This window comes from Thermoanaerobacter kivui, from assembly GCF_000763575.1.
In the GTDB taxonomy this organism is placed as follows: domain Bacteria; phylum Bacillota; class Thermoanaerobacteria; order Thermoanaerobacterales; family Thermoanaerobacteraceae; genus Thermoanaerobacter; species Thermoanaerobacter kivui.
Window position 1 is genome coordinate 1,854,607 of the sequence record NZ_CP009170.1, and the last position, 23,585, is coordinate 1,878,191.

A 23,585-nucleotide genomic window follows, 5' to 3' on the forward strand; every position below is an offset into this window, starting at 1 on the left:
TATTTCACCTCACCTTTTCTATAGCATCGAAAGGACATACCTGCATACAAACTGTACATCCGGTACACTGGTCAGGGTCTATGCTAAATATTCCATCTTTTTTGCTTATAGCAGGACAACCTATCCTTAGACACAAACCGCATTTTTTGCATTTATCTTGGTCTATTCTACACTCTCCCTGAGGTCTCGGAGGAATCAAAGCACAAGGTCCCTTTGCTACAATTACCATTGTATCGTCAGTATTCATAGCTTCATCAACAGCATTTTCAACTTCTTTTAAGTTAAAAGGATCAACCACTCTTACTCTTTTTACTCCTATTGCTTCACTTAATTTCGCTATATCTATTTCTGGAGCCTCTTCTCCCATCAAAGTTTTCCCAGTTCCAGGATTGTGCTGATGCCCCGTCATAGCTGTTATGCGGTTGTCAAGAATTATAGGTACAGCATTTCCTTTATTGTATACTATATCAATCAAACCTGTTATTCCTGAATGGAAGAAAGTTGAGTCACCTATTACACTAAAAATCTTTTGTTTCCTTCCTTTGTGTTCATTGGCCTTTTGGAATCCGTGAGATCCAGAAATACTTGCTCCCATGCAAACACATGTATCTATAGCTTCCAGTGGAGGAGCTGCCCCTAAAGTATAACATCCAATGTCGCCTAAGACTGGAACTCTCTTTTTTTTCAATACGTAGAAAACTCCCCTGTGAGGACATCCTGCACAAAGCATAGGAGGTCTACCTGGCACTTTTGTATCAACTGATATATGCTCTAATTCTTCACCCTTTATAGCTTTTCGTATTATACCAGGATTTAATTCCCCTACTATCGGCAATATCTCTTTGCCTATGACTTTTATTCCTAAGCTTTTTACATGTTCTTCGATGTAAGGTTCCAATTCCTCTACAACGTATAGTTTTTTAACTCCTTCTGCGAATTTTTTTATAAGCTCTGATGGCAAAGGATAAGTCATTCCTAATTTTAAGATTGAAACTTCATCTCCAAAAACTTCTTTTACATAAAGATAGCTTATACCACTGGTAATTATGCCAATTTCTCTATCATTCCATTCTATTCTGTTAATAGAAATTTCTTCTGACAATTGTCTTAAAGCCTTTAATCTTTCTTCTACAACTACATGCCTTTTTTGTGCATTAGCAGGCACCATTACATATTTAGGAATATCTTTTTTATAAGGTTTCATCTCTACATTTTGTCTTTCACCTAATTCTACTACTCCTTTGCCATGACTTACCCTTGTTGTAAGCCTTAACAAAACAGGAGTATCGTACTTTTCACTTATGTCCAATGCGTCTCCTACAAAATCTTTACATTCTTGACTGTCTGAAGGTTCTAACATGGGTATTTTAGCAAATTTTGCATAATACCTATTGTCCTGTTCATTTTGTGATGAGTGCATTCCAGGGTCATCTGCCGTTACAATTACACAACCCCCATTAACACCTGTATATGCAAAAGTGAAAAGTGGGTCTGCTGCCACATTAAGGCCAACATGTTTCATAGCAGCAAGACTTCTTGCGCCTGCGATAGAAGCACCAATTGCTGCTTCAACAGCAACTTTTTCATTTGGCGCCCATTCAGAATATATTTCTTTGTACTTAGCTATATTCTCTATTATCTCTGTGCTTGGTGTACCAGGGTATGCAGCAGCAAAAGTGATGCCGTACTCATAAGCACCTCTTGCTACTGCTTCATCTCCCATCATTATTTTTTTCATTCATTTTCCCCCCCATTTAATTTATCGTTATCAAAAAGATACTGCACAGGCAAAAGCTATAGAATTAAACTTATCTTCGTGGGAATCAGCTCTTGAAACTAGAACAATTGGCGCTTTTGCTCCTACCACAATTCCCGCACTTCTTGCCTTTGCAAAATAAGTAAAGCTTTTACCTAAAGCATTTCCTACCTCTATAAATGGCACCAACAAAATATCGGCATCTCCTGCAACCTCACTTTTTACTCCTTTGTGAATTGCCGCCTCTTTGCTTATGGCAAGGTCAAAAGCTAAAGGACCATCTACTATTCCTTCTATCTCACCTCTTTGGTTCATTTCCTTTAATTTAGCGGCTTCAACAGTGGAAGGCATTTTAGGGTTTACCACTTCTACCGCCGACAAACACGCTACTTTAGGATTTTCTATTTCTATAGCTTTTGCCACTTTAATAGCATTTTTTAAAATTTGCACTTTCTCTTCTAAAGTGGGACTTATATTCATTCCTCCATCAGTCAAAAGCAATAACTTGTGATAGTTGGGAATTTCATAAACCATTACATGACTGAGTAGTCCTTCTCCTCTAATTCCGTATTCGCCGTCAAGTACAGCTTTTAAAAGAGTAGCCGTAGGAACAAGGCCTTTCATGACAAAAGAAGCCCTACCTTCTCTAACTTCTAAAACTGCCCTTTTGCATTTTTCCGACTCTTCTTTTTCATCAATTATTTCATATTGCTTAATATCAATGCCTATATCTTTTGCAATAGTTTCTATTTTTTCTTTAATACCTACCAATATAGGATTTCCTATCCCTTCTTTTCTTGCAGATTCGCATGCTAACAATACTTCACAGTCTTCTGCCCCTGCCACAGTAAATATTTTATTGAATCCTTTTGCTTTCTTTACAATTTCACTTAATTTTTTCAAGTTTACACCTCCTACAGAAAAAATAACCTCCGAAGAGGTTATTTCAGACTGTAGACAAACTTTCGTAAAGGAGATATTTTGCATAAGGAGCGACTTGTTACAAAGCGGTAACAAAACTTAGCAAGACCGAGGGTGGAGGCAGGGCCGAAGCCATGGATGTCGAAGGCGGGCACCTGAGGCAAGGAGGCCGATTGTGCCCGGTACCCTGCCGGAGCCCGAAGGTCGAGCTTTAGTTTTGTCGCTTTGGAACATCGGAGCGACGATGCAAAATATCTCCTTTGAATATTCTTTAACTTTGTCAACAAACTGAAATAACCTCCGAAGAGGTTATTTTTTAGTTGTAATGAGACTTTTTACTAATTCTGCTCCCCTATTTAACGCTTTTTCATTTATAGGCATCAAATGCTCTTTACCTTTGCCAAAGACCTCAGGCAGAGCTTTTAGTACTGTTTCCATTTTTACAACTTTAGTGGCTTCTATGAAAGCTCCTATCATCACCATGTTAGCAATTTTTAAATTACCCAATTCATTAGCAATATCATTGGCAGGTATCTCATACACTTCTATATCTTTTCTCTCTGCTTTTCTATCTACTAATGAAGTATTTATGAATAATTTTCCACCTGGTATCACATAAGATTCATATTTGTCTAAAGAAGGCCTATTCATTACAACTACAGAGGTAGCCTCTGTAATAATTGGAGAGCCTACTTCCTCATCTGATACAGTGACATTACAATAGGCAGTTCCTCCTCTCATTTCAGGACCATAAGAAGGAGTCCAAGACACATTTTTCCCTTCAAACATTCCCGCATAGGTAATTATAAGCCCCATTGATAAAACTCCTTGACCACCAAAGCCTGCAAAAATTATTCTTTCTTCCATAATTACTTAACCTCCTCTAAGGTGTTTTTATACACACCCAAAGGGTAATACGGTTCCATGTGCTCTTTTATCCAATTTAATGCCTCTACCGGTGTCATACCCCAGTTAGTAGGACAACTAGAGAGCACTTCTATCATAGAAAACCCCTTTTTTTGTATTTGAGCTAAAAATGCATTTTTTATGGCTTTTTTAGCCTGCATTACATGTTTTACATCGTAAACAGATACTCTTTCGATATATGCTGTACCCTCAAGGGTCGCTAGCATTTCACTCACTCTAATGGGATAACCATTTATTTCTGGCTTTCTTCCGTAAGGAGTAGTAGTTGTTTCCTGACCAATTAATGTAGTAGGAGCCATTTGTCCTCCTGTCATTCCATAGTTAGCATTGTTGACAAAAATAACTGTTATATTTTCTCCCCTTGCAGCCGCATGAACAATCTCTGCTGTTCCAATAGCTGCTAAGTCTCCATCTCCTTGATAAGTAAACACAATTTTATCAGGATGAACTCTCTTAATACCTGTAGCAACTGCTGGAGCCCTCCCATGAGCTGCCTCTTGCATATCACAATTAAAATAGTCATATGCAAATACAGCACATCCTACAGGAGCAACACCTATTGCCTTATCTAAAACATCTAACTCTTCCATAATTTCAGCTACTAACCTGTGGATTATACCATGAGTACAGCCTGGACAATAATGAAAAGGCGTATCTGTCAATCCCTTTGTTTTTTGAAATACAACAGCCATTATTTCGCACCTCCTGCTATTTTCTTAATTTGTTCTAGCATCACAGCTGGCTCTGGTATCATACCACCCGGCCTTCCGTAGAAATAGACCGGCTTTTTGAATTGTACTGCAAGTTTTACATCTTCTACCATTTGTCCCATGCTCATTTCTACAGTCAAATAAGCTTTTGCGGTATCAACTGTCTTTTCAAAAGGCTCTTTCGGGAAAGGCCACAAGGAGATAGGTCTTATTAATCCTACTTTATACCCTTCTCTTCTCGCAATATTCATCACATTCTTTGCTACGCGGGCAATAGTACCATAGGCAACTAAAATAACCTCCGCATCTTCGCAATTTATCATTTCATATCTAACTTCATTCTTTTCAGCTTTTGCATATTTTTCAAATAATTGATAATTATATTTCTCTAATACAGGTGGATCGATATATAAAGAATTGATTATGTTTCTATGCTCTCTATTTCCTCTTCCTGTAGTAGCCCATGTTTTTTCTGGAATATCTCTCTTTCTTTTTTGAATATTTTCAAAATCTACAGGTTCCATCATCTGACCTAACATCCCGTCTCCCAATATAACAACAGGGTTCCTATATTCATCTGCAATATCAAAAGCTTCTTGGACTAAATCTGCCATTTCTTGGATTGTAGAAGGAGCAAGGACAATCAATCTATAATCTCCATGGCCTCCTCCTTTTGTAGATTGAAAGTAATCTCCTTGAGCTCCTTGAATATCTCCTAATCCTGGGCCACCCCTCATTATATTCACAATTACACAAGGTACTTGAGCACCTGCAAGATATGAGATACCTTCTTGCATAAGACTCAAACCAGGGCTGCTGGTGGAAGTCATAACACGAGCTCCTGCTCCACCTGCTCCATATACCATATTTATAGCAGAAACTTCACTTTCTGCTTGTAAAAATACGCCACCTACCTCTGGCATTCTCTTTGCCATGTAAGCTGTAACCTCATTTTGAGGTGTTATAGGATAACCAAAGTAATGTCTACACCCAGCTTGAATAGCTGCTTCCGCTAACGCCTCATTACCTTTCATTAATACCTTAGCCATCTTACTCCCCTCCATTTATTTTATAACTGTTATAACAGTATCAGGACACATCATAGCGCAAAATGCACAACCTATACATTTGTTCATATTTTCCGGTTTAACAGTGGCAGGATGATATCCCTTCACATTTATTTTGCTCATGTCCATTTCAATAATTTTCTTGGGACAAGCATTTACACACAATTCACAACCTTTACATAAATCTTCATTAAAAATAACTTTTGCCACATAAATTCCTCCTCTCACATTTTATCCCATGGAGTTTTCATATAAAGGTCAATTGGAAATATCGGATATCCTAAGTCAGGAACTTTGTTGAGCAATTCTCTTTTTACAGTCACCATCTTAATAGGTATCCCTGTAATTTTTGAGACTTCCTCCACCACTTTTTGACCTTTTAAAATATCCTCTACTGTTGTTTCATAAGATAAATGAGTATTGTTTACCAAATGAGTTACTTTAATTTTAGCTGCTTCTTCAATCGATTTAAGATATTCAATGACCGATTCTACATCTTTTGTAAGTGGCCTGTTTACATTAACTACAAATAATACTTCTGCACCTTGATCCTTTATTATATGCCGATACTGACCTAATGGAGTTGCTCCTACATCGTCTCCCCCAACATCGAAGACTGCATATTTATCCTTGCTGTATAATGCCCCATAGATATTGCGGGAAATAGCAGGCACATCTGCATTCATATATTTCTCTTCTACTCCTGCTACTCGTATTCCCCACTTATCAAAAAGTTCTTTTCTCACTTCCCTCAACCTAAAATATGGATTTACAATATCTAAATCGACTATTTCTACCTCTTTTCCTGATTCTCTTATAAACTTAGCATAATTTATTGCAACCTCGGTCTTACCTGTACCGTAATGCCCTACTACAATTGTCAACCTTTTAAAATCCATTATCCATCATCCTTTTAACTATACATTTTAGCTTTTTCTTCACCGCTAAGTACCCGATATGCCCCCTGCGCCAAAGCTAACATTTCATCCTCACCTGGATATACATAAACAGGAGCTATAAATTTTACCCTTTCACTTATCCTTTTTACAAAATCCTCGTTATACGCAATTCCACCTGTAATTCCTACTGCATCTACATGGCCTTTTAAAACCACTGCCATCGCTCCAATTTCCTTAGCTGTCTGATAGGCCATAGCTTCTAAGACCAATTCTGCTTTTTTATCTCCTTCTTCAATTTTTTTATAAACTTCTCTTACATCGTTAGTGCCTAAATGTGCCACTATTCCCCCTTGTCCTATTAACTTCTTTTTCATCTCCTGATAGGTGTATTTACCACTATAACATAATTTTACTAAGTCAAGTACAGGAAGGCCTCCCGCTCTTTCTGGAGAAAAAGGCCCTTCCCCATTTAAAGCATCATTTACATCTACTACCCTGCCGTGTTTATGAGCCCCAATAGATATACCGCCACCTAAATGAGCAATAATTAAATTTACTTCTTCGTATTTTTTGTTTAAATCAGCAGCTAAACGGCGAGCAATTGCTTTTTGATTTAAAGCATGGAATATACTAGATTTTTCAATCTCAGGCATTCCTGTTATTCTTGCTATATCCTCTAATTCATCTACTACTACAGGGTCTACTATATAGGCTGGAATATTGTGTTCTTTAGCTAAAGTATAAGCAATTATACCCCCTAAATTGGAAGCATGTTCTCCTCTTTCAGCCTTCTTTAAATCCTCTAACATTTTTTCATTTACAATATAAGTTCCACTTTCTATTGGCTTTAAAAGTCCGCCTCTCCCTACTATTGCATCAATTTCTGAAAGAGAAATGCCTTTTTCTTTTAACATATTTAAAATCGCCTGAGTTCTAAATTCAAACTGGTCAATAATACTTTTGTATTTGCTAAGTTCTTCAGTGCTGTGTCTCAAAGTCTCAGTAAAAACCGACTCTTTGTCTCTAAACACGGCAACTTTTGTAGATGTAGAACCGGGATTTATTACGAGAATCAAAAACAAAACAATCCCCTCCGTCTACTTCCTCAATTTATATTATATTACACTTCATTTTTACATTAAAGTTTTTTCAAAAATTTATTAATGTTATTTCAAAATTTTAAGGAATGAGCAGGAAGATCCTGCTCATTATTTAACAATATAATTGTCTTTTACGGCAGCAATAGTTTTTATCCTCTCTTCCGCAACTCTGTCAGCTGCAACATATGTCGGTATGTTCTCTTCTTTGGACTTCTGTATCACCTTTTTCACTGTATCAAATATCATTGAAACCTTTCTCATAGCCCTTTCTCTGTTGTAGCCAGAAGGATTAAGCTCATCAGCTACATTTATCACTCCACCAGCATTTATGATATAATCCGGAACATAGAGTATACCTTTCTCCTGCAGTATGTCTCCATGCCTTTCTTCTTTTAACTGGTTATTAGCTGAACCTGCTACTATCTTGCACTTAAGCTGTGGAATTGTCTCATCGTTTATTATCGCTCCTAAAGCACAAGGCGCAAATATATCACATTCTACCCCGTATATCTCATCCGGCTTTACATATTCGGCTTTAAATTCTTCCACCGCTCTTTTTACATTGTCCTCAAATATGTCTGTTACAATTAGCTTTGCTCCTGCTTCATATAGGTGCTTTGCTAAATTGTATCCTACATTTCCTACTCCTTGTATTGCAATTCTCATGCCTTTAAGATCTGAAGTACCAAAAACTTCTTCGCTTGCTGCTTGTATTCCTCTAAATACCCCATATGCTGTAAAAGGAGATGGGTCACCACTGGTTTCAGCCAGCCCTGCAACGTATTTTGTCTCATAATGTATATATTCCATATCTTTTAAGTTTGTTCCCACGTCCTCAGCAGTTATATATCTTCCTTTAAGGGACTCTATATACCTTCCAAGACTTCTAAACAATGCTTCTGATTTGTCTTTTCTTGGATTTCCAATTACAACTGTTTTACCACCACCTAAGTTTAAACCAGCAGCAGCATTTTTGTAAGTCATCCCTCTTGCAAGCCTTAAAGCGTCGTTTATTGCATCCTCTTCTGAGTCATAAGTCCACATCCTACATCCGCCTAAAGCAGGACCTAAAGTTGTGTCATGAATTGCAATTATCGCCTTAAGACCCGAAGTCTTGTCATGGCATAAAATCACATTTTCATAATCTTTAGTTTCCATTATGTCAAATATTTTCATAAATATCTTCCCCCCTATTTAATAATCAAACATTAGAAGCAAGAGATGCCAACATTATAGAGTTAAATTTAGCTTCACTGGAGTCTGCCCTTGAAGTCAAGACAATCGGCCTTTTTGCCCCCATTATTATTCCTGCTATCCTTCTTTCTGCTATATAGGTTATAGCTTTATACAGCATATTACCAGCTTCTATATCAGGAACCAGAAGAATATCGGCATTCCCCGCAACAGGGCTTATTATACCTTTATGCCGCGCCGCTTCTACCGATAAAGCATTATCAAGAGCCAACGGTCCATCTATTATAGCCCCTTTGATTTGACCTCTTTCACTCATTTTTGAAAGTATTGCTGCATCTAATGTAGCTTGCATATCAGGATTAACTGTTTCGACAGCTCCTAAAACTGCAACCCTTGGAGCATCAATTCCAATTTGCCTTGCAACGTCTACTGCATTTAAAATTATGTCTATTTTCACTTTCAAATCAGGGGCAATGTTCATTGCCGCATCTGTCAAAAGTATAAGCCTGTTATAAGGAGACTCAAAAACAGCTACATGGCTTAACGTTCTACCAGTTCGAAGACCAATTTCCTTATCTAAAACAACCCTTAATATCTCCGCCGTCTGTACAAGGCCTTTCATCAATATGTCCGCTTTGCCTTCACTCACAATCTTTACAGCTTCGCGACAAGCTTCTAAGTTATTTTTTGTATCTATTATTTCGTGCTCTTTTAAAGGCATTAATATTGAAGATGCTATCCTTTCTATTTTTTCTTTATCACCAACTAATATGGCTTTTACTATGCCTCTTTCATGAGCTTCTTTAATCGCTTCTAATACATCTTCATCCGCCGCTTGAGCTACTGCTATAGTTTTGGGAGGCAAGTCTTTTACGTAATTATACATTTCTTCAAATGTTCTCATATCCTACACCTCATCAGTTATAAATCTTGGGCTTTTCAATATTTCTTAAAACCCTCAATGCACCATCTCTTAAAGCTTCCATTTCATCTCCCCCTGGATATAGGGTTATTGGTGCAATAAAGCTGGTCATATCAATGATTATCTCTATTAGTCGTTTAGAATAAGCAAGTCCACCAGTTAAAATTATTGATTTCACATCCCCCTTTAATACTGCCGCCATTCTGCCAATTTCCTTTGCAATTTGATAAGCCATAGCTTCAAAAACTAATTTAGCTTTTTTATCACCATTTTGTATGCGTCTCTCTACTTCTCTCGCATCATTTGTCCCAAGATGGGCTACCATTCCGCCCATACCTACAACTTTTTTCTTCATCTCATCAAAACTGTATTTACCAGAATAACAAAGGTCAACAGCTTTCATCGATGGCAGGCTGCCTGTCCTCTCAGGTGAAAAGGGCCCCATTTGATTTGCATTGTTTACATCTACAATTTTTCCTCCCGTTATCGCCGCTACCGAAATACCTCCCCCCATATGAGCCACAACAAGATTCAATTTCTCTTCTTTAATACCATTTTCCCTTGCATATCGATGAACACACGCTTTTATGTTTAAAGCATGAGATTGGCTTTTTCTTGGAAGTTCAGGGAGGCCAGAAATTCTTGCAACATCTTCCATTTCATCAACAGCTACAGGATCTAATGTATAAACAGGAATATTATACTTATCTCCTATAGCTCTTCCAATTAGTCCACCGAGATTTGAAGCATGTTCACCTCCAACTCCCTTTCTCAAATCCTCAAGCATAATATCGTTTACAAGATAAGTACCACTTTGGACCGGCTTTATAAGTCCACCTCTTACCACAATTGCAGATATTTCTTTCAACTTTATGTTATTTTGCTCTATCCAATAATTTATAGCATTTAACCTTAAATCAAATTGCTCAATGATACTCTTATATTTTTTAAGCGCTTCAATGTCGTGGGCAATCTCTGTTTTTACAATTTCTCTTTCCTCTTCATACAACGCCACTTTAGTAGAAGTAGAACCCGGATTGATAACTAAAACTTTCAACAGGTTCACCTGCCCCTTCTTAATACATAATATGATGTTCTATTACAATTTTTGAGTGTTATTAAAAATTTTTTAACCTTACAATATTTTAATTCTACATATTTGTCAAAAATCCTTCTTTTAAATTAAAATTTTTTTATAATAGGTTTATATTTTGTGGAATTGATAGAGTTTTAAGTAAATTAATAAGCGGGTATCCCCCGCTTTTATTGGATATTTACAGTTACTTTATCAGGCTTTATTTTTATTATTTGTAAGTTTAGATTAGTCGTTACATTTACAGCCAAAGAATGCGTACCAGGTGATAAATTAGTTACATCTATATATGCATTGAAATCTGCAGAAGTAACTCCATCAACAATGCTTTCAGGTCCAGATACTGTTACAATTATTTCCGGATTTTGAATTACAGCATTTTTGTTATCTGCTCCTCTTATATCTATATTGCTTATAGTAATCTCTTTAGTTGCTATTTTTTGTATATCTATATATACTTTTGCATTAATATCGCTTTTAACAAGTTTCACACCATCTGGCAAATCAAAAGGTACATTTAAAGTGACAGGTTCATTTTTACCAGAAATATCGATTTGCTTAGTGCTTATAGATTTTATCGTATTTAGGACAGTCTCATCACCAGTAATATATACGTACTCTGGCAGTACATTTACAGATGATATCATATATCCTTCCATTGGTTTCCCGAATATTTTAGGAACTACAGGCACACGAATAGATTTATTTACGGGAATATACACTTCAACAAGATTAGGAGTAATAGTAACGCCTTTTACTTCTTTTCCTTCTCTGTCAACAGCAACCACTGGAACAGAGATTTTTATATCTTCTTTTTTATAAGAAACATTGACCCCAGCTATAACATTTTTTATAAGATTAATTTTGCTTTCTGGCCCAATCACTAATACCTCTCCTGGCGTTGGAACAGCAGGTTGCATAGCATAGCCATCCATCACATTGCCAATTATTTTTACGGTAACCTGCATTTGCGTTTTTGCAATTTTATCTATTTCTACTTTTATTTCTGGCGGATTTATTGAAACTAATGAGACATTTCTAGGTAATCCTTCTACTGTAACAGGAATAACATTTGTCCCATTAGAATTTACTCTGCTTAAATCTGCAAAAACTGATATATTCTGAGCTGCTATATTTAAAACATCACTGCGCCTTCCTCTTACTTTTACATTCACCGTATAATTTTTTTCATCTAAAACAATAAGTCCTTTTTTCTCTAATGTATCGCTATTAATCAATTTGACAGGCACATTGCTTATTTCATAAGGAATTTCTGGATTCTCTTCTCCCATTACATAAAGCCACAGTAAAAAAGCCAATACCAGTGACAGCAATTTTATTGTAAAGTCTTTAGTCAGCATGTTTGTTCCCCCATTTTTTCCATACAGGCTTCTTGTTTTCTTTTACTTCAAAGATGCTGGACAATACCTCTTTCAAAGTCTTTGCATCTAGATGCCTTGAAAGCCTGCCATTTTGCGCAAGAGATATAGTGCCTGTCTCTTCAGAAACGATTATCGCTACTGCATCAGATATTTCAGTAACACCTATTCCCGCTCTATGACGTGTTCCTAATTCACTACTTAGATTTTGGTTGTCTGTTAAAGGCAAAAAGCAACCTGCCGCCATAATTCTATCTCCACGAATTATGACAGCTCCATCGTGTAAGGGCGTATTAGGTATAAAGGTATTTATTAAAAGCTCACTGGAAATTTTAGAATCCATGGCTATGCCAGTTTCAATAAGCTCATTAAGGCCTGTCTCCCTTTCTAAAACAATTAAAGCTCCTATTTTTGAGCGGGACAAAAATTGCACTGCATCGCATATCTCTCCCAAAACCTCAGACATATCTTTTTCCTCTTCATTAAAAAAGAAGAAATTCTTGCCTAAGAAGCCACTCCTACCTAAAGACTCTAATCCACGCCTTAACTCCGGTTGAAAAACAATTAAAAGCGCAATAACTCCTACAGTCATAGCATTTCGCAATATATAATTGACTGTCCTAAGTTGCAGCCATTCGCTCAATTTAGTGATGACAATGAGCACAGCAAGACCCTTAAGTAACTGTTCCGCTCTTGTTTTGTGTATTACCATAATTAAGCGATACATGACATAGGCTATTATTAAAATATCTATAACGTCAGTAATTCGCATCGTTTTTATGATATCTATAAGTCCATTAAACAAAAAATTCACCTCTCAAGGCTTTGTGGTAAATTGTGTGTACATATTAATTATACAACAAATTTGAATAAAAAATAATTTAAACTGAATTAAATTTTAATTAAAGTGGAAAAATTATTTTAGCAAAAAATAAGGAGGATGAAAATGAATAAAGATAAAATTATAGAAAAAAATATAAAGGAAAAATTAGAAAAGGAAAAGGTCTCTTACGGAGTAGATATAAATGTCCGGTGTATCAATGGTCATGTAACTTTGTATGGAATAGTAGATAACTTATCCGAAAAAAATCACGCTCAAAAAATAGCAGAAAGCGTAGAAGGCGTAAAAAAAGTAGAAAATAACATCACAATTGCAATAGACAGCAAAATAACAGACAAAGATATAAAGGAGAGTGTTTTGAGAAATCTTCAGAACTCCAAATTTCATGAAGAAATAGGAGAATTAGGTGTTGATGTAACCGACGGTATCGTAACTTTATATGGAAAGATTAATAACGCACAGCAAGAAATAGAAAGCATAAGTCAAGCAGCCCAAGCCATGGGTGTCAAAAGTGTAATAAGCAAATTAGAACTTAACAAAGAACATAAAATAGATGATGTGTCTATTGTAAATTTAGTAGTACAAAAGCTGTCTCGTTATGATTTGAGTTTGCCTGATTTAGTTATTACAGCAAACAACGGGACAGTAACATTAAGTGGATATGTAAATAATTTAAAAGAAAAAGAATTAGCCAATGAAGCAGCTCAAAGCGTAAATGGGGTAAAAAAAGTGATAAATCATATAAAAATTAGAGAGAAGTCATAGAAGGGTATGTCATTCTATGACTTCTACTCTTATGTCATTCTTTTCTACTTCTTTTTTCAATGGATTTATCACATCTTTATGAAGTATAACATCCAGAGCAGACCTTAAAGACTTGCCTACTATTATCTCAGTTATATTATTTTCTTTTGCGAATTCTGCCAGCGTTTTTGAGATTTTTTTACCCACCAAAATAGAAACTCTTCCACCCATTTTTTGTGCTAAATCAAAGAGCTCAAGAAGAACTTTGTTTTTTTTTAAAATCTGTTGATATGTCATTATTTTTATTAACGTATACAACACAAAATTCGCCATTAGTTTCTCTTGCTCTTTCAGCACCTCTTTCCACAAGCCTGCGGCAGCTTTTTTGCGGGGTTACGCAAACCATGATCCTGCTCTTTACGCCAGGCTCGTAACTTAAAACCATTTTAAGAAAACCCTTTTCAGGTGCAATACTCTTTCATTTAATATTATATGTGAATTTTCTATCTTACGTCAAATCTTTGCACAAGGCTTCAACTTTCTCTACTCCTTATTACCTCCATTTCCTTAAGTTTTTCATAAATTCTCTTAAGTATATTACATCTTCTTTAGAAGGCAGCATTTTCCCATATACCGTTTCATTGTATATACGTGTCACGTTATCAAAACCTAAAAAACCGTGTATTACCACCAGCGACAGACATGCTGTCATAATATATTCAAACAGATTTTGCTTTAAATCTTTTGCCATTGTATTTCCCCCAAAGGACAACTTTAATATCGAGTTTATTGATTTTCTCTTCTATTTCTTTTGGGTTGTTTACATAATAAATTATTAAGTCTCTGTTTCTTCTTAAGTTGGACAGCTCACCCAAAATAACATTATCTAAATAAATAAGGAGTTATTAGAATAAGTGTCACATCATAAGGAATGCTTTTGCACAGCCTTAAAAAGTCTTCTAAATTTCTTTCATAAACGGGAAAATTTTTCAAAGAAGCAGTCATAAAAGCTGTAAAATCCCTTATGGTTTTACCCCTTACCTGCATTTTTCCAGTGTTATGGTCTATAAGGCTTATGGGGATGTTGCTGGAAAGGCAAAATTTTGCTATAGAAACCATGCACTCTGCGCAATTTTCATCTAAAAATCCGTGCACATCATTTAAAAAGTGATTTTTATCAAGATCCCAGATAAAGGTAATTTAAAACTATAAAAAAAGCAAACTCATAAACAAGAAAATACAATACCTCTCCGCCGCTGAAAACAGCAAAGGCAATGCCTTTACAAGGGACGTTTTTCCAACCCCCGGCACGTCTTCTATGAGGACATGTCCTTAAGCTAGCAAAGCTATTATCACCAACTCAATAATCTTTCTTTTACCTATTATTACTTTTTCTATATTTTCTATAATTTTATCAATAATAATGTTATCCATTTTTACCTCCGCCATTTACATCAAATTATTTTTAAAAGTTCCATCATGTCATCAATTACATAGGTAGGTTTTGCCTCCTCTATGAGGCTAAAAGGTAGGACTGTCCACTTAACAGCCACGCTATTTACACCAGCGTTATAAGCGCATAATATATCATAAGGGCTATCTCCCACCATTAAAGCATTTTCTCTGTCTATCTTTAATAGTTCTAAAGCTTTTAAAATCGGGTCAGGATGCGGTTTGTGCTTTTCTGTATCTTCTAATGCCACAATTGTATCAAAATATTTTTCAATGTTAAAAAGCTTTAACCCCCTTATAGCCAAATCTCTTCTCTTAGATGTAACTATACCCATTTTTATACCATTATTATACATTAATTCGAGGGCTTTTTTTACATCTTCCCTTATTTTTGTGTATTTATCGTGATTCATCTCGTTATAATTTCTATAAGTATCAATCAACAATCCTCATTTATCTTCACTAAACCTCTTTAAAGTTGTAGGAAGAGGTTCTCCAAAATAAGGTATGACATCCTCTGGTTTTATTGTATACCCTAAATGTTGTTCTATTGTGTATTTAAAAGATTCTATAATAAGTTCGTTCGTGTCAATAATTGTACCATCCAAATCAAAAAGTACTGTTGTTATCCCCATATTATCTCCCTTCATAAATATCTTCGCTTATTTTAGTATACAAAAAAAATTCCCTCATAACAAGGGGCAAAGTCTAACAAAACTTATTATTCTGAAACTTGTTTAAAATAATGGATTATGCCTTTATATATTGCCCAAGCAATTTTATATTGATACTTTTCGTCATTTAAAAGCCTTTCTTCTTCAGGGTTTGACATGAAACCGCATTCTACAATGACCGCCGGCATTTTAGCGTTTCGCAAAATATAATAGCTGTTAGAACTTTTTGCCATTCTGTCATTGCTAGGGTCTAAAGTATTTCTTAACTCTTGCTGAATAAGTTCTGCCAACAATTTACCTTTTTCAGAGTTGTTTTGATAAAATACTTGTGCTCCTTTATATTTTGACTGACTAAAACTGTTTAAATGAATGCTAATCAAAATGTCTCCCATCGCTTCATTTGCTTTAACAACCCTATTTTTTAAATCCTTTGAAAGTGAAGCATCAGACAAAGTATCGTCTTCTCTCGTCATTATCACAAGGCCTCCACTCTCTTCTATAAGCTCTTTCAGTTTTTGCGCAATCTCGAGATTTAACTCGTCTTCGTCCTTACCGTATTTCCCCGGCTTTCCAGGGTCATGCCCGCCATGACCTGCATCTATCACAATGACTTTGTTCATTATTGGAACAAATTTAAAAGCAGGTATATATCTCTCTTTTGCATTATATAACGCTATTATTAAGCCTACAATCATTAAAAACACTGCCCATCTTGTAAGCCTCATGTCCACATCCCCTTCTCTTTTAGTAAAAATTATTCACTTAAAAGACTTTATATGTCACTTAATAAGAAAATTCACATATTATGATTAAAGAAAGGGGGTAAAAACATGGTTACTCTGGAATTCACATATGTAGTACAACCAGGAGATACGATATTTTCAATTGCTAAAAAGTTTAACACTTCAGTTGATGCCATTATCGCAAGAAACAATATCATAAATCCATCTTTGATATATCCAGGACAAACGCTTATCATTCCGGTACAAGGAAATTATTATACTGTGCAGCCGGGAGATACGCTATATCTTATAGCTCAAAAGTTCAACGTCCCTTATGAAGCTATTATTTACACAAACAACCTCACATATCCCTATACCATATATCCGGGGCAAAGACTGTTTATTCCTGGAGCATCAACAACAGCACCACAGCCTGTTCTACCTCCCCAAACTCCTCCTCAAAGGCCTTGCCCAACTTATTACACTGTACAACCAGGTGATACTTTGTGGAGTATAGCCCAAAAATTTGGGGTGTCAGTAGATGCACTAATTAAAGCAAATTACTTGGTAAATCCAAACTTGATATACGCCGGCCAAACTTTGATAATCCCTTGTCCTACATCGCCACCTATTGAATACCCCACACTAAAGATTGGAGATAGAGGGCCCTTTGTAGTAAATCTCCAAGCAAGGCTAAAATCCTTAGGTTTTGACCCCGGCCCTATTGATGGAATCTTCGGTTCAAAAACAGAAGCAGCTGTAAAAGCTTATCAACAAAACAGAGGATTGCCAGTAACAGGCATTGTCGATGATGTGACATGGAACGCCCTATTGTTCGGAACCCCACCTGTTACAACACCTACTCCATTGGGAAAAGTTTATATAGTAAAACCCGGTGACACTCTGTGGAATATAGCAAAAGCCTATAACACAACAGTATACGCCATATTAAAGGCAAATCCGGATATTAAAGACCCTAATTTAATTTACCCCGGCCAAAGAATTATAATCCCTGCTCCTTCACAGCAAACCATTCATTATCAAGAAGTACAACAAGAGGTAGTTGAAGAAGAAAAAGAAGAAGAAAAAGAAGAAGAAAAAGAATAATGTAAAAAATAGTCAGGAAAAATCCTGACTATTTTTTTAAGCTATCTATATATTTTTCTGCAATATAAGCAGCTGTTGCGCCGTCTCCTGCTGCTGTTACTACTTGTCTTAAAGACTTATGCCTTATATCGCCTGCAGCAAAAACTCCTGGAATATTGGTTCGCATGTCATCATCTGTGATAATATACCCGTATTCATCAAGGTCCACTATTCCTTTGACCAGTTCTGTATTAGGAGCATATCCAATCGCCACAAAGACTCCATCAACATTTAGTGTGCTTTCTTCACCAGCCTTAACGTTTTTAAGTTTTAATCTCTCTACTCCATACTCTCCTTCTACATCAACTACTACAGTATCCCAAATAAATTCAATCTTTTCATTTGCAAAGGCCTTTTCTTGCTCAATCTTAGTAGCTCTTAATTCATTCCTTCTGTGAATTATATAAACCTTTTTGGCAAACTTAGTTAGATACAAGGCATCTTCTACTGCTGTATTTCCTCCGCCTATGACTGCCACAGTAGCATCTCTGTAAAAAGCTCCATCGCAGGTAGCACAGAAAGATATACCCGCCCCTATAAATTTATCTTCATTTGGAACGCCTAATTTTTTAGGCGTAGCGCCCATCGCCAAAATAATAGCTTTTGCTTCATAAGTACCATTGGAAGTGGTAACCTTTTTAACATCCCCTGCTATATCTATGCTTTCAACATCCTCATTTACAATTTTAAGACCATGTTTTCTAACTTGGGCTTCCATTTTTGCAATAAGGGCAGCACCGCTTATCTCTTCATAACCGGGATAATTCTCTAGCTGGTATGTATTAACTATTTGCCCTCCCAGATAAGTTTTTTCAATAAGAACAGTGTCAAGCCTTGACCTTGCAGCATACAATCCTGCAGTAAGTCCAGCAGGACCCCCTCCTAAGATGATTAGGTCGTACATAATAAAATCACTCCTCCTTTGAAAATAAAATATAATATGGAAGCAGGAAAAACACTGCTTCCATTATTATATCACAAACTTTTTATATTTACATCATCCCTACCGGCTGTCTAAACTTATTCCTTGCCTCCTGTATATCTTGAGGCTGTGCAGGCTTTACAGGATACCATCCTCTTTGGTTGACAGAGTTCCAAACCGATTTTTGGTCCTCAAATGCAGAATTCAAAATGTTTATATATTCTCTTCGTATGCTTTCATTAGCAGATTCAACTGCCGCATGGCTTAACATTTCTATCGCCAATTTGTAATTTCCTAATACATTCATCATTATATCTTTATCTGTAATCTGCGTATTTCCGTACATACTCTTTACACTCCTCCTAACTTAAATGTTTTAATAGTGAATTAAAATTATTTTGACATCTATTAGCGAGATTTTGACACAATGCCTTAAGTTGTGGGTCTTGACATCTTGTAGCATAATCATTTAACGTCTTTGTCATGTTTTGCTGTAATGATAAAATATCATCCAGGTAAAGTAATTCTTTGCTTGTAAGTTGCATATTTACCCTCCCTTCTTAGATTTCATTTTTAATATGCGCACAAAAATAAAAAATATGCAGGATAACTCCGCATATTTTTTATTTTATATAGCCTTTTCTTTTTAACTTTTCTATATGTTCCTTGAGTTTTTCTTCTATATTTATATTGTATTTTTCTTCCAAAACAAACATCATTGAAACCGCTACCTGTGCCACATCTAAAAGCTCTTCAGAAACTTTTTCCATAATTTCTTTTTCACTTAGGGTGACATTCTCACCATTTAAACCTCTAAATTTTCCTATAGCTTGCGCCAATTCTCCAGCTTCCTCCATTAATTTAAGAGCCGTGGATTCCAATGATGGCGTCAAATTATTGAGTTTAGGCAAGCTTATCTCCTTAAAATTCGTTTTCATAATCCCATCCCTCATTTTTTTAAGCTCTTTTTCGCCTTGCCATAAATGGTGTCAATTGAGGTGCCACTTCTTTAATCAAGTCCAGCATCTTAAAAGACACGTTTCTTATATCCCATTGAGCTTCATTAGTGCATCTCAAATTTGCAAAATGGTCAAAAGCCCATAAATCCGCATTCATAAGTACCAAACGCTTGTGCGCATTCGTAACCACATACGAGCTTACTGATGGCAGTTTTTCTTTTAACACTCTGTACAACTCTTCTGAAGCTTTTATAGCTTCTATCAAAGTCTCAGTAGCGTTGGCTTTCTCTATATTTGGGGGAATGACAAAACCATTTTCAATTGTAGGTTCACTGTAATCAAAGACAATTGTCCTGTGTCTTAAAAGCTGATGCCAATTTGCTTCACTTATTTTCAATTGAAATTTAAACCTTACAGATTTAAAAGCCTCTATCAAATGGTCAAACTCACCAATTTCTTTAACTGCCTCTTGTATAATTTTTGTCTTTTCCTCTTCTGTCATATTTTTTACTGCATTTTGTACTGCTTTAAAACTTTTTCCTGAATATGTAAACAAAATATGCATGATTACAACATCTTCAGGAGAATATTCGCTATCTTTCCCTGTATAATCTACTAAAATGACATCCTCATCCGAAGGTTCGACTTCCTTTACAAAATTCGCTAAATTTTTTAACCTATCATGAACTTTTAATTGATAAGTAGTAGGATTTGTATGTCTTAGCATACTGGGAACAATTTTTTCACCTTGTTCTATTATCCTTTCAGCCAATAATTTTGCCTCTATAGTAGGATGCGCAAAAAGCTTCCTTACAATATCCTGTAAATCCAACGCATTTAACGCCACTGCAAAGCTTGTCCTTGTAGCTAAAAGAAGAGCATATCTCGCATCCTCAAAAGCTATTTTACTGATTCTATTGTAAAATTTCTCTTCGCTTTCTCCCTCTTTTTTCTCCTCTGTCTTTGCCAAATATTTTGTCAGCACTTCTACAAGTTTTTCATAAACATCATAAGAAATATTCCACACTTTTAAAAACTTTTCTTTTAACTCTGGATATTCCTCAAGTTCTGGAGGTATTACAACTTTGTCTTTGGTTGGCTTTTGGTACCTCTGGCTCCACTCTATAAAAGCCGGTCGTCTGTTCATAAGCTCAATATCCCCTGATAAAAGCCTCGAAACATCTTCTACACACAAATGCATTAAATGCTGTTCCGCAATGGAAGAATGGCCAAACCTTTCCACCCACTTTTCGTGAAATTCTTTAGCCTTTTGTATCGCTTTTTCCAAAGGTATACTGTGCTTAGGTATGTACTCGGTTATGTCCAAATCTCCATCTGTCAAGGATTCAATTATATTAAGCCTCCAACTTGTATCTCTCCTGCTCACTTTTGAATTTATAGGAGGTATGATAAATTCGGGTAAAGAGTGTATGAAATAGACAGGACCGTATACATCTGTTACAAAGTTTTCTAAAAGCCTTTCTTCCTCATGGGACAGCTTTCTCATTTTCATGGCAAAAACTCCCTTCAAAATTATAAAATCAATGCTTTTGCACTTTATATTATTATATCATAAAACCATTTTTCAAAAAGAAAAAAGATTAAAAAGCAAAAAAACAGTTATCCTGTCGATAACTGTTTTCCTCGTAAATGGTGACCCATCCGCGACTCGAACGCGGGACACCCTGCTTAAAAGGCAGGTGCTCTACCTCCTGAGCTAATGGGTCATATGGTGGAGGGAGATGGATTCGAACCATCGAAGGCGATAGCCAACAGATTTACAGTCTGCCCCCTTTGGCCGCTTGGGTATCCCTCCAAGTTTTTAAGAAAAGAGCAATAAAAAAAGTCCTTTCTTCATTTACCAAGCTCAAGAACGACTTACAGATGATATTCTATCATATAAATTGCGATTTGTAAAGAGTTTTTGCATGGTTGATAATGTCAAGAATTTATATAGCACTTATTCTCTGTTTTTTAACCCTCCTACACCGGCTTCGATTTAAACCCGTGTAGTCAAGTATTGAATATTTTATTTACTTGTTGCTATTGTATTTATGTTATATCATTTTAGGTTCTTTGTCAAGAGTTAGGGATGGTATTTTTTGAATGATGCCTTTACTTTTTAGATTACATCATGATTCCATTATTAGCAACTTCATACATTAAATATGAATAATTCATTAATTGTCTATCCTAAAAAGGTCAACATCTCGATTAAAAATTTTGCCTACTATATTGACAAGAACAAAAATATCAATTTATTTACTAATCTAGTTTCTTTTATCTAATTTTTTAATCTTTGCTATAATAAAAAGTAGCACAGGTATTATTATCTCTATTATAAGGTTTTCTGTTGTAAAGACTTTTTTTAGGTATTCAAGAAAATTTCCTATATCTCTGCAGGCATAGGCAGGTAAAATCGAGAGGAAAGTTGCCATGGGGAGCAAAGCAAATCTATAATCATCACATTTGAAAATTTCTTCAATGCCTTTCAGGAAAAAGTATATAAATACAGCGATCTTTATATAAATCCCTGTAATCCATATGGATACAATAAAGACATCAAACCTCGCAGTATAATTTTCTATTCTTATGTTGCGAGCCTGTTCCAATATAGGAAACTGCATATTAGCAGTCGTCTCAGCACCAAAAATTCCTATTGGAAGAACACCTATAAGAGAGACGAAACCTACTATTATTATTGCGAAAAGGCCTCCTTTTAAGGTTTTTTCTTTTTGTTCAATATGAGGAAAAATAACAAGTAGAATGACACTTTCAAGGATCCATGAAGTTATTGGAAAAGAACCAATTAAAGGAGGCAGAATTCCTTTTGCTAAAATTGGTGTAAAATTATCAAGTTTTACATTGCGCAGAGACATTACTGTTAAAAAAATTAGGGCAAATATTCCAAAAGGGAGAAGAATCTCATTCATCTTGGCAATGACAAAAAGACCTTTTGATACAGCATATATTACAGGGATTGTTGTGACGATAAGGAACACCAGGGCAGGTGTTTCCGGCATAAAGGCAGTATTCATAATTTCTATAAGTTGTCTTGTTACAACAAATGCTACATTAAGGCAAAATAGAAGATATAGTATTGATATAATTTTCCCAATAAATTTTCCTGTAATTTTTTCAATATATTCAAATAAGGACTGTTCTTTAAATATCATTGCCAATTTATAATATATTAAAAAAATAAAAGCACTGAAGATGGTTGAGATTATCACAGATAACCACGAATCTTCTTTTGCATAAGAAGCCACGAAGGACGGAAGACATACACTTTCTGTAGCTGTTATGATTATAATTATAAGAAATATGAATTGTTTCATAGATAATTTCTTTCCTGATGTTATTTCGCTTTTTTCAATTTTTTTTAACATAGTTTCTCCCTTCCTTGTTAAACTTATATATATTATTTGAAAAAAAATAAATAATATTCCTTAATGAACGAAATAATAAATTATAGATACCTCTTAAAAACTGACGAATTAGGACAAGGAATTTAAAAAAGATGAGATATATGAGGTGTTAGAAGTGTTAGAGATAACTATTCTTACAATAGTTTTTGTGATTACAGCAACTGTAGAGTTTGTCCCACTTTTTAAACAAAAAAAGTGGAAAGAGATAATCATATCTTTTATCCTTCTTTCAGTAAGTTATATTTTGTATATTTTGTGGATATTTGATATAACAATAGAACCAGTGAGCAAAATTGTGGGTATAATTTATAAACCCATGATAAATCTTTGGAATCAATTAAGTTTTTTATGCAAATAGAATTGAAATTCTACTAAAAAACTACCCTATCATGTTTCTCGGGGTCTTTTCTTGGCAAGTGTAAACATAACTCCTATGAGCTTTACTGAAATCGCAATTAATGTTTGTTTCTTCTCTAAAGGATTTTCTCGCCTTTTTAAAAAGTAGTTGTAAAGTGCTTTGAATTCTTTGTTTTTGGCTACCAGTGTTAGGCTTGCTCTGTATAGAAGATTTATTCAATGAGTTTTTCTGCTCTTTTTATGCCTACTCTTTTATTGGTAACTCTTTTTAGTTAAATCAATAATTTTTATGATTATTTATCAAATTAAAAATTTATGAATTATAATTTATCTTCATATATTTGTAATTTCAACTCACAAAAAAAGAGGCCG

The 23,585-nt window shown here is 35.3% G+C and carries 25 protein-coding genes, 2 tRNA genes and 4 pseudogenes; 3 read left to right on the top strand and 28 right to left on the bottom strand.

Annotated features, from left to right (window positions below; all coding sequences use genetic code 11):
* Positions 1-4: 4 nt before the first annotated feature.
* From iorA to cdaA, 13 genes are all read right to left on the bottom strand, one after another.
* Entirely contained in the window at positions 5-1,738 is a 1,734-nt protein-coding gene (gene iorA / locus TKV_RS09360; protein ID WP_049685713.1) for an indolepyruvate ferredoxin oxidoreductase subunit alpha, read from the bottom strand.
* 30 nt (positions 1,739-1,768) lie between these two features.
* A complete protein-coding gene (locus tag TKV_RS09365) occupies positions 1,769-2,659 on the bottom strand; it encodes a bifunctional enoyl-CoA hydratase/phosphate acetyltransferase (protein ID WP_049685714.1) in 891 nt (296 codons plus the stop codon).
* Between the two features lie 327 nt (positions 2,660-2,986).
* Positions 2,987-3,544: a 2-oxoacid:acceptor oxidoreductase family protein gene (locus TKV_RS09370; protein ID WP_049685715.1), complete on the bottom strand. Its 558-nt coding sequence runs from the start codon at positions 3,542-3,544 to the stop codon at positions 2,987-2,989.
* A gap of 2 nt (positions 3,545-3,546) precedes the next feature.
* Positions 3,547-4,296 (bottom strand): thiamine pyrophosphate-dependent enzyme, encoded by a 750-nt coding sequence (locus tag TKV_RS09375; RefSeq protein WP_003870045.1) that lies wholly within the window; start codon positions 4,294-4,296, stop codon positions 3,547-3,549.
* On the bottom strand, positions 4,296-5,363 hold the full coding sequence (locus TKV_RS09380) for a 3-methyl-2-oxobutanoate dehydrogenase subunit VorB (protein WP_049685716.1): 1,068 nt from the start codon (positions 5,361-5,363) through the stop codon (positions 4,296-4,298). The genes TKV_RS09375 and TKV_RS09380 overlap by 1 nt, the downstream gene beginning before the upstream one ends.
* Before the next feature lie 15 nt (positions 5,364-5,378).
* Complete coding sequence (locus TKV_RS09385; protein ID WP_003870047.1) at positions 5,379-5,591, bottom strand: 4Fe-4S binding protein; 213 nt, start codon at positions 5,589-5,591, stop codon at positions 5,379-5,381.
* A 14-nt stretch (positions 5,592-5,605) separates the two neighbouring features.
* Positions 5,606-6,280 (bottom strand): hypothetical protein, encoded by a 675-nt coding sequence (locus TKV_RS09390; protein ID WP_049685717.1) that lies wholly within the window; start codon positions 6,278-6,280, stop codon positions 5,606-5,608.
* Positions 6,281-6,294: 14 nt separating this feature from the next.
* The gene (gene buk / locus TKV_RS09395; RefSeq protein ID WP_173402352.1) at positions 6,295-7,368 is read right to left on the bottom strand and encodes a butyrate kinase; all 1,074 of its coding nucleotides are present in this window, start codon (positions 7,366-7,368) and stop codon (positions 6,295-6,297) included.
* A gap of 120 nt (positions 7,369-7,488) precedes the next feature.
* A complete protein-coding gene (locus TKV_RS09400) occupies positions 7,489-8,556 on the bottom strand; it encodes a Glu/Leu/Phe/Val family dehydrogenase (RefSeq protein WP_049685719.1) in 1,068 nt (355 codons plus the stop codon).
* A 25-nt stretch (positions 8,557-8,581) separates the two neighbouring features.
* On the bottom strand, positions 8,582-9,478 hold the full coding sequence (gene ptb / locus TKV_RS09405; RefSeq protein ID WP_003867443.1) for a phosphate butyryltransferase: 897 nt from the start codon (positions 9,476-9,478) through the stop codon (positions 8,582-8,584).
* A gap of 13 nt (positions 9,479-9,491) precedes the next feature.
* Positions 9,492-10,556 carry a butyrate kinase gene (gene buk, locus TKV_RS09410; RefSeq protein ID WP_173402354.1) on the bottom strand — a complete coding sequence of 355 codons (1,065 nt, stop codon included), beginning with the start codon at positions 10,554-10,556 and terminating at the stop codon, positions 9,492-9,494.
* A 203-nt stretch (positions 10,557-10,759) separates the two neighbouring features.
* Positions 10,760-11,950 carry a CdaR family protein gene (locus TKV_RS09415; RefSeq protein ID WP_049685721.1) on the bottom strand — a complete coding sequence of 397 codons (1,191 nt, stop codon included), beginning with the start codon at positions 11,948-11,950 and terminating at the stop codon, positions 10,760-10,762.
* Positions 11,940-12,773: a diadenylate cyclase CdaA gene (cdaA, locus tag TKV_RS09420; protein WP_049685722.1), complete on the bottom strand. Its 834-nt coding sequence runs from the start codon at positions 12,771-12,773 to the stop codon at positions 11,940-11,942. Before cdaA ends, TKV_RS09415 begins: the two co-directional genes overlap by 11 nt.
* 141 nt (positions 12,774-12,914) lie before the next feature.
* On the opposite strand from cdaA, the gene TKV_RS09425 reads away from it, so the two are divergent.
* Positions 12,915-13,574, top strand: coding sequence for a BON domain-containing protein (locus TKV_RS09425; protein WP_049685723.1), 660 nt, complete (start codon positions 12,915-12,917; stop codon positions 13,572-13,574).
* A 9-nt stretch (positions 13,575-13,583) separates the two neighbouring features.
* Here TKV_RS09425 and TKV_RS09430 read toward each other — a convergent pair.
* The 6 genes and pseudogenes from TKV_RS09430 to cwlD all read right to left on the bottom strand — a co-directional run bounded on the left by TKV_RS09430 (position 13,584) and on the right by cwlD (position 16,404).
* A pseudogene (locus TKV_RS09430) lies at positions 13,584-13,998 on the bottom strand (universal stress protein).
* Positions 13,999-14,106: 108 nt separating this feature from the next.
* Positions 14,107-14,304 (bottom strand): hypothetical protein, encoded by a 198-nt coding sequence (locus TKV_RS09435; RefSeq protein ID WP_049685724.1) that lies wholly within the window; start codon positions 14,302-14,304, stop codon positions 14,107-14,109.
* A 131-nt stretch (positions 14,305-14,435) separates the two neighbouring features.
* On the bottom strand, positions 14,436-14,708 hold the full coding sequence (locus tag TKV_RS13630) for a hypothetical protein (RefSeq protein WP_236617247.1): 273 nt from the start codon (positions 14,706-14,708) through the stop codon (positions 14,436-14,438).
* 117 nt (positions 14,709-14,825) lie between these two features.
* A pseudogene (locus tag TKV_RS12500) lies at positions 14,826-14,987 on the bottom strand (AAA family ATPase); the annotation flags it as partial.
* A gap of 20 nt (positions 14,988-15,007) precedes the next feature.
* Positions 15,008-15,655: pseudogene (gene ppaX / locus TKV_RS09445) on the bottom strand (pyrophosphatase PpaX).
* A 71-nt stretch (positions 15,656-15,726) separates the two neighbouring features.
* Positions 15,727-16,404 carry an N-acetylmuramoyl-L-alanine amidase CwlD gene (gene cwlD, locus TKV_RS09450; RefSeq protein ID WP_049685725.1) on the bottom strand — a complete coding sequence of 226 codons (678 nt, stop codon included), beginning with the start codon at positions 16,402-16,404 and terminating at the stop codon, positions 15,727-15,729.
* Between the two features lie 105 nt (positions 16,405-16,509).
* On the opposite strand from cwlD, the gene TKV_RS09455 reads away from it, so the two are divergent.
* The gene (locus TKV_RS09455; RefSeq protein WP_049685726.1) at positions 16,510-17,508 is read left to right on the top strand and encodes a LysM peptidoglycan-binding domain-containing protein; all 999 of its coding nucleotides are present in this window, start codon (positions 16,510-16,512) and stop codon (positions 17,506-17,508) included.
* 28 nt (positions 17,509-17,536) lie between these two features.
* On the opposite strand, the gene trxB is transcribed toward TKV_RS09455, so the two are convergent.
* From trxB to TKV_RS09495, 8 genes are all read right to left on the bottom strand, one after another.
* Positions 17,537-18,451 (bottom strand): thioredoxin-disulfide reductase, encoded by a 915-nt coding sequence (gene trxB / locus TKV_RS09460; RefSeq protein WP_049685727.1) that lies wholly within the window; start codon positions 18,449-18,451, stop codon positions 17,537-17,539.
* 88 nt (positions 18,452-18,539) lie between these two features.
* Entirely contained in the window at positions 18,540-18,815 is a 276-nt protein-coding gene (locus TKV_RS09465; RefSeq protein WP_049685728.1) for a spore coat protein, read from the bottom strand.
* Between the two features lie 16 nt (positions 18,816-18,831).
* Positions 18,832-19,014 carry a spore coat protein gene (locus tag TKV_RS09470; RefSeq protein ID WP_049685729.1) on the bottom strand — a complete coding sequence of 61 codons (183 nt, stop codon included), beginning with the start codon at positions 19,012-19,014 and terminating at the stop codon, positions 18,832-18,834.
* A 78-nt stretch (positions 19,015-19,092) separates the two neighbouring features.
* Positions 19,093-19,407, bottom strand: a complete 315-nt coding sequence (locus TKV_RS09475) for a MazG-like family protein (protein ID WP_049685730.1) — start codon at positions 19,405-19,407, stop codon at positions 19,093-19,095.
* Between the two features lie 19 nt (positions 19,408-19,426).
* On the bottom strand, positions 19,427-20,941 hold the full coding sequence (locus TKV_RS09480) for an FAD-dependent thymidylate synthase (protein ID WP_049685731.1): 1,515 nt from the start codon (positions 20,939-20,941) through the stop codon (positions 19,427-19,429).
* 138 nt (positions 20,942-21,079) lie between these two features.
* Positions 21,080-21,155, bottom strand: a tRNA-Lys gene (locus TKV_RS09485).
* Between the two features lie 3 nt (positions 21,156-21,158).
* Positions 21,159-21,244: transfer RNA gene (locus TKV_RS09490), tRNA-Tyr, on the bottom strand.
* A 454-nt stretch (positions 21,245-21,698) separates the two neighbouring features.
* A complete protein-coding gene (locus tag TKV_RS09495; protein ID WP_049685732.1) occupies positions 21,699-22,817 on the bottom strand; it encodes a GerAB/ArcD/ProY family transporter in 1,119 nt (372 codons plus the stop codon).
* A 145-nt stretch (positions 22,818-22,962) separates the two neighbouring features.
* Here TKV_RS09495 and TKV_RS09500 point away from each other — a divergent pair, with 145 nt between their 5' ends.
* The gene (locus TKV_RS09500; protein ID WP_236617248.1) at positions 22,963-23,214 is read left to right on the top strand and encodes a hypothetical protein; all 252 of its coding nucleotides are present in this window, start codon (positions 22,963-22,965) and stop codon (positions 23,212-23,214) included.
* A gap of 29 nt (positions 23,215-23,243) precedes the next feature.
* On the opposite strand, the pseudogene TKV_RS12505 reads toward TKV_RS09500, so the two are convergent.
* Positions 23,244-23,426: pseudogene (locus TKV_RS12505) on the bottom strand (IS110 family transposase); the annotation flags it as partial.
* Between the last annotated feature and the right edge of the window lie 159 nt (positions 23,427-23,585).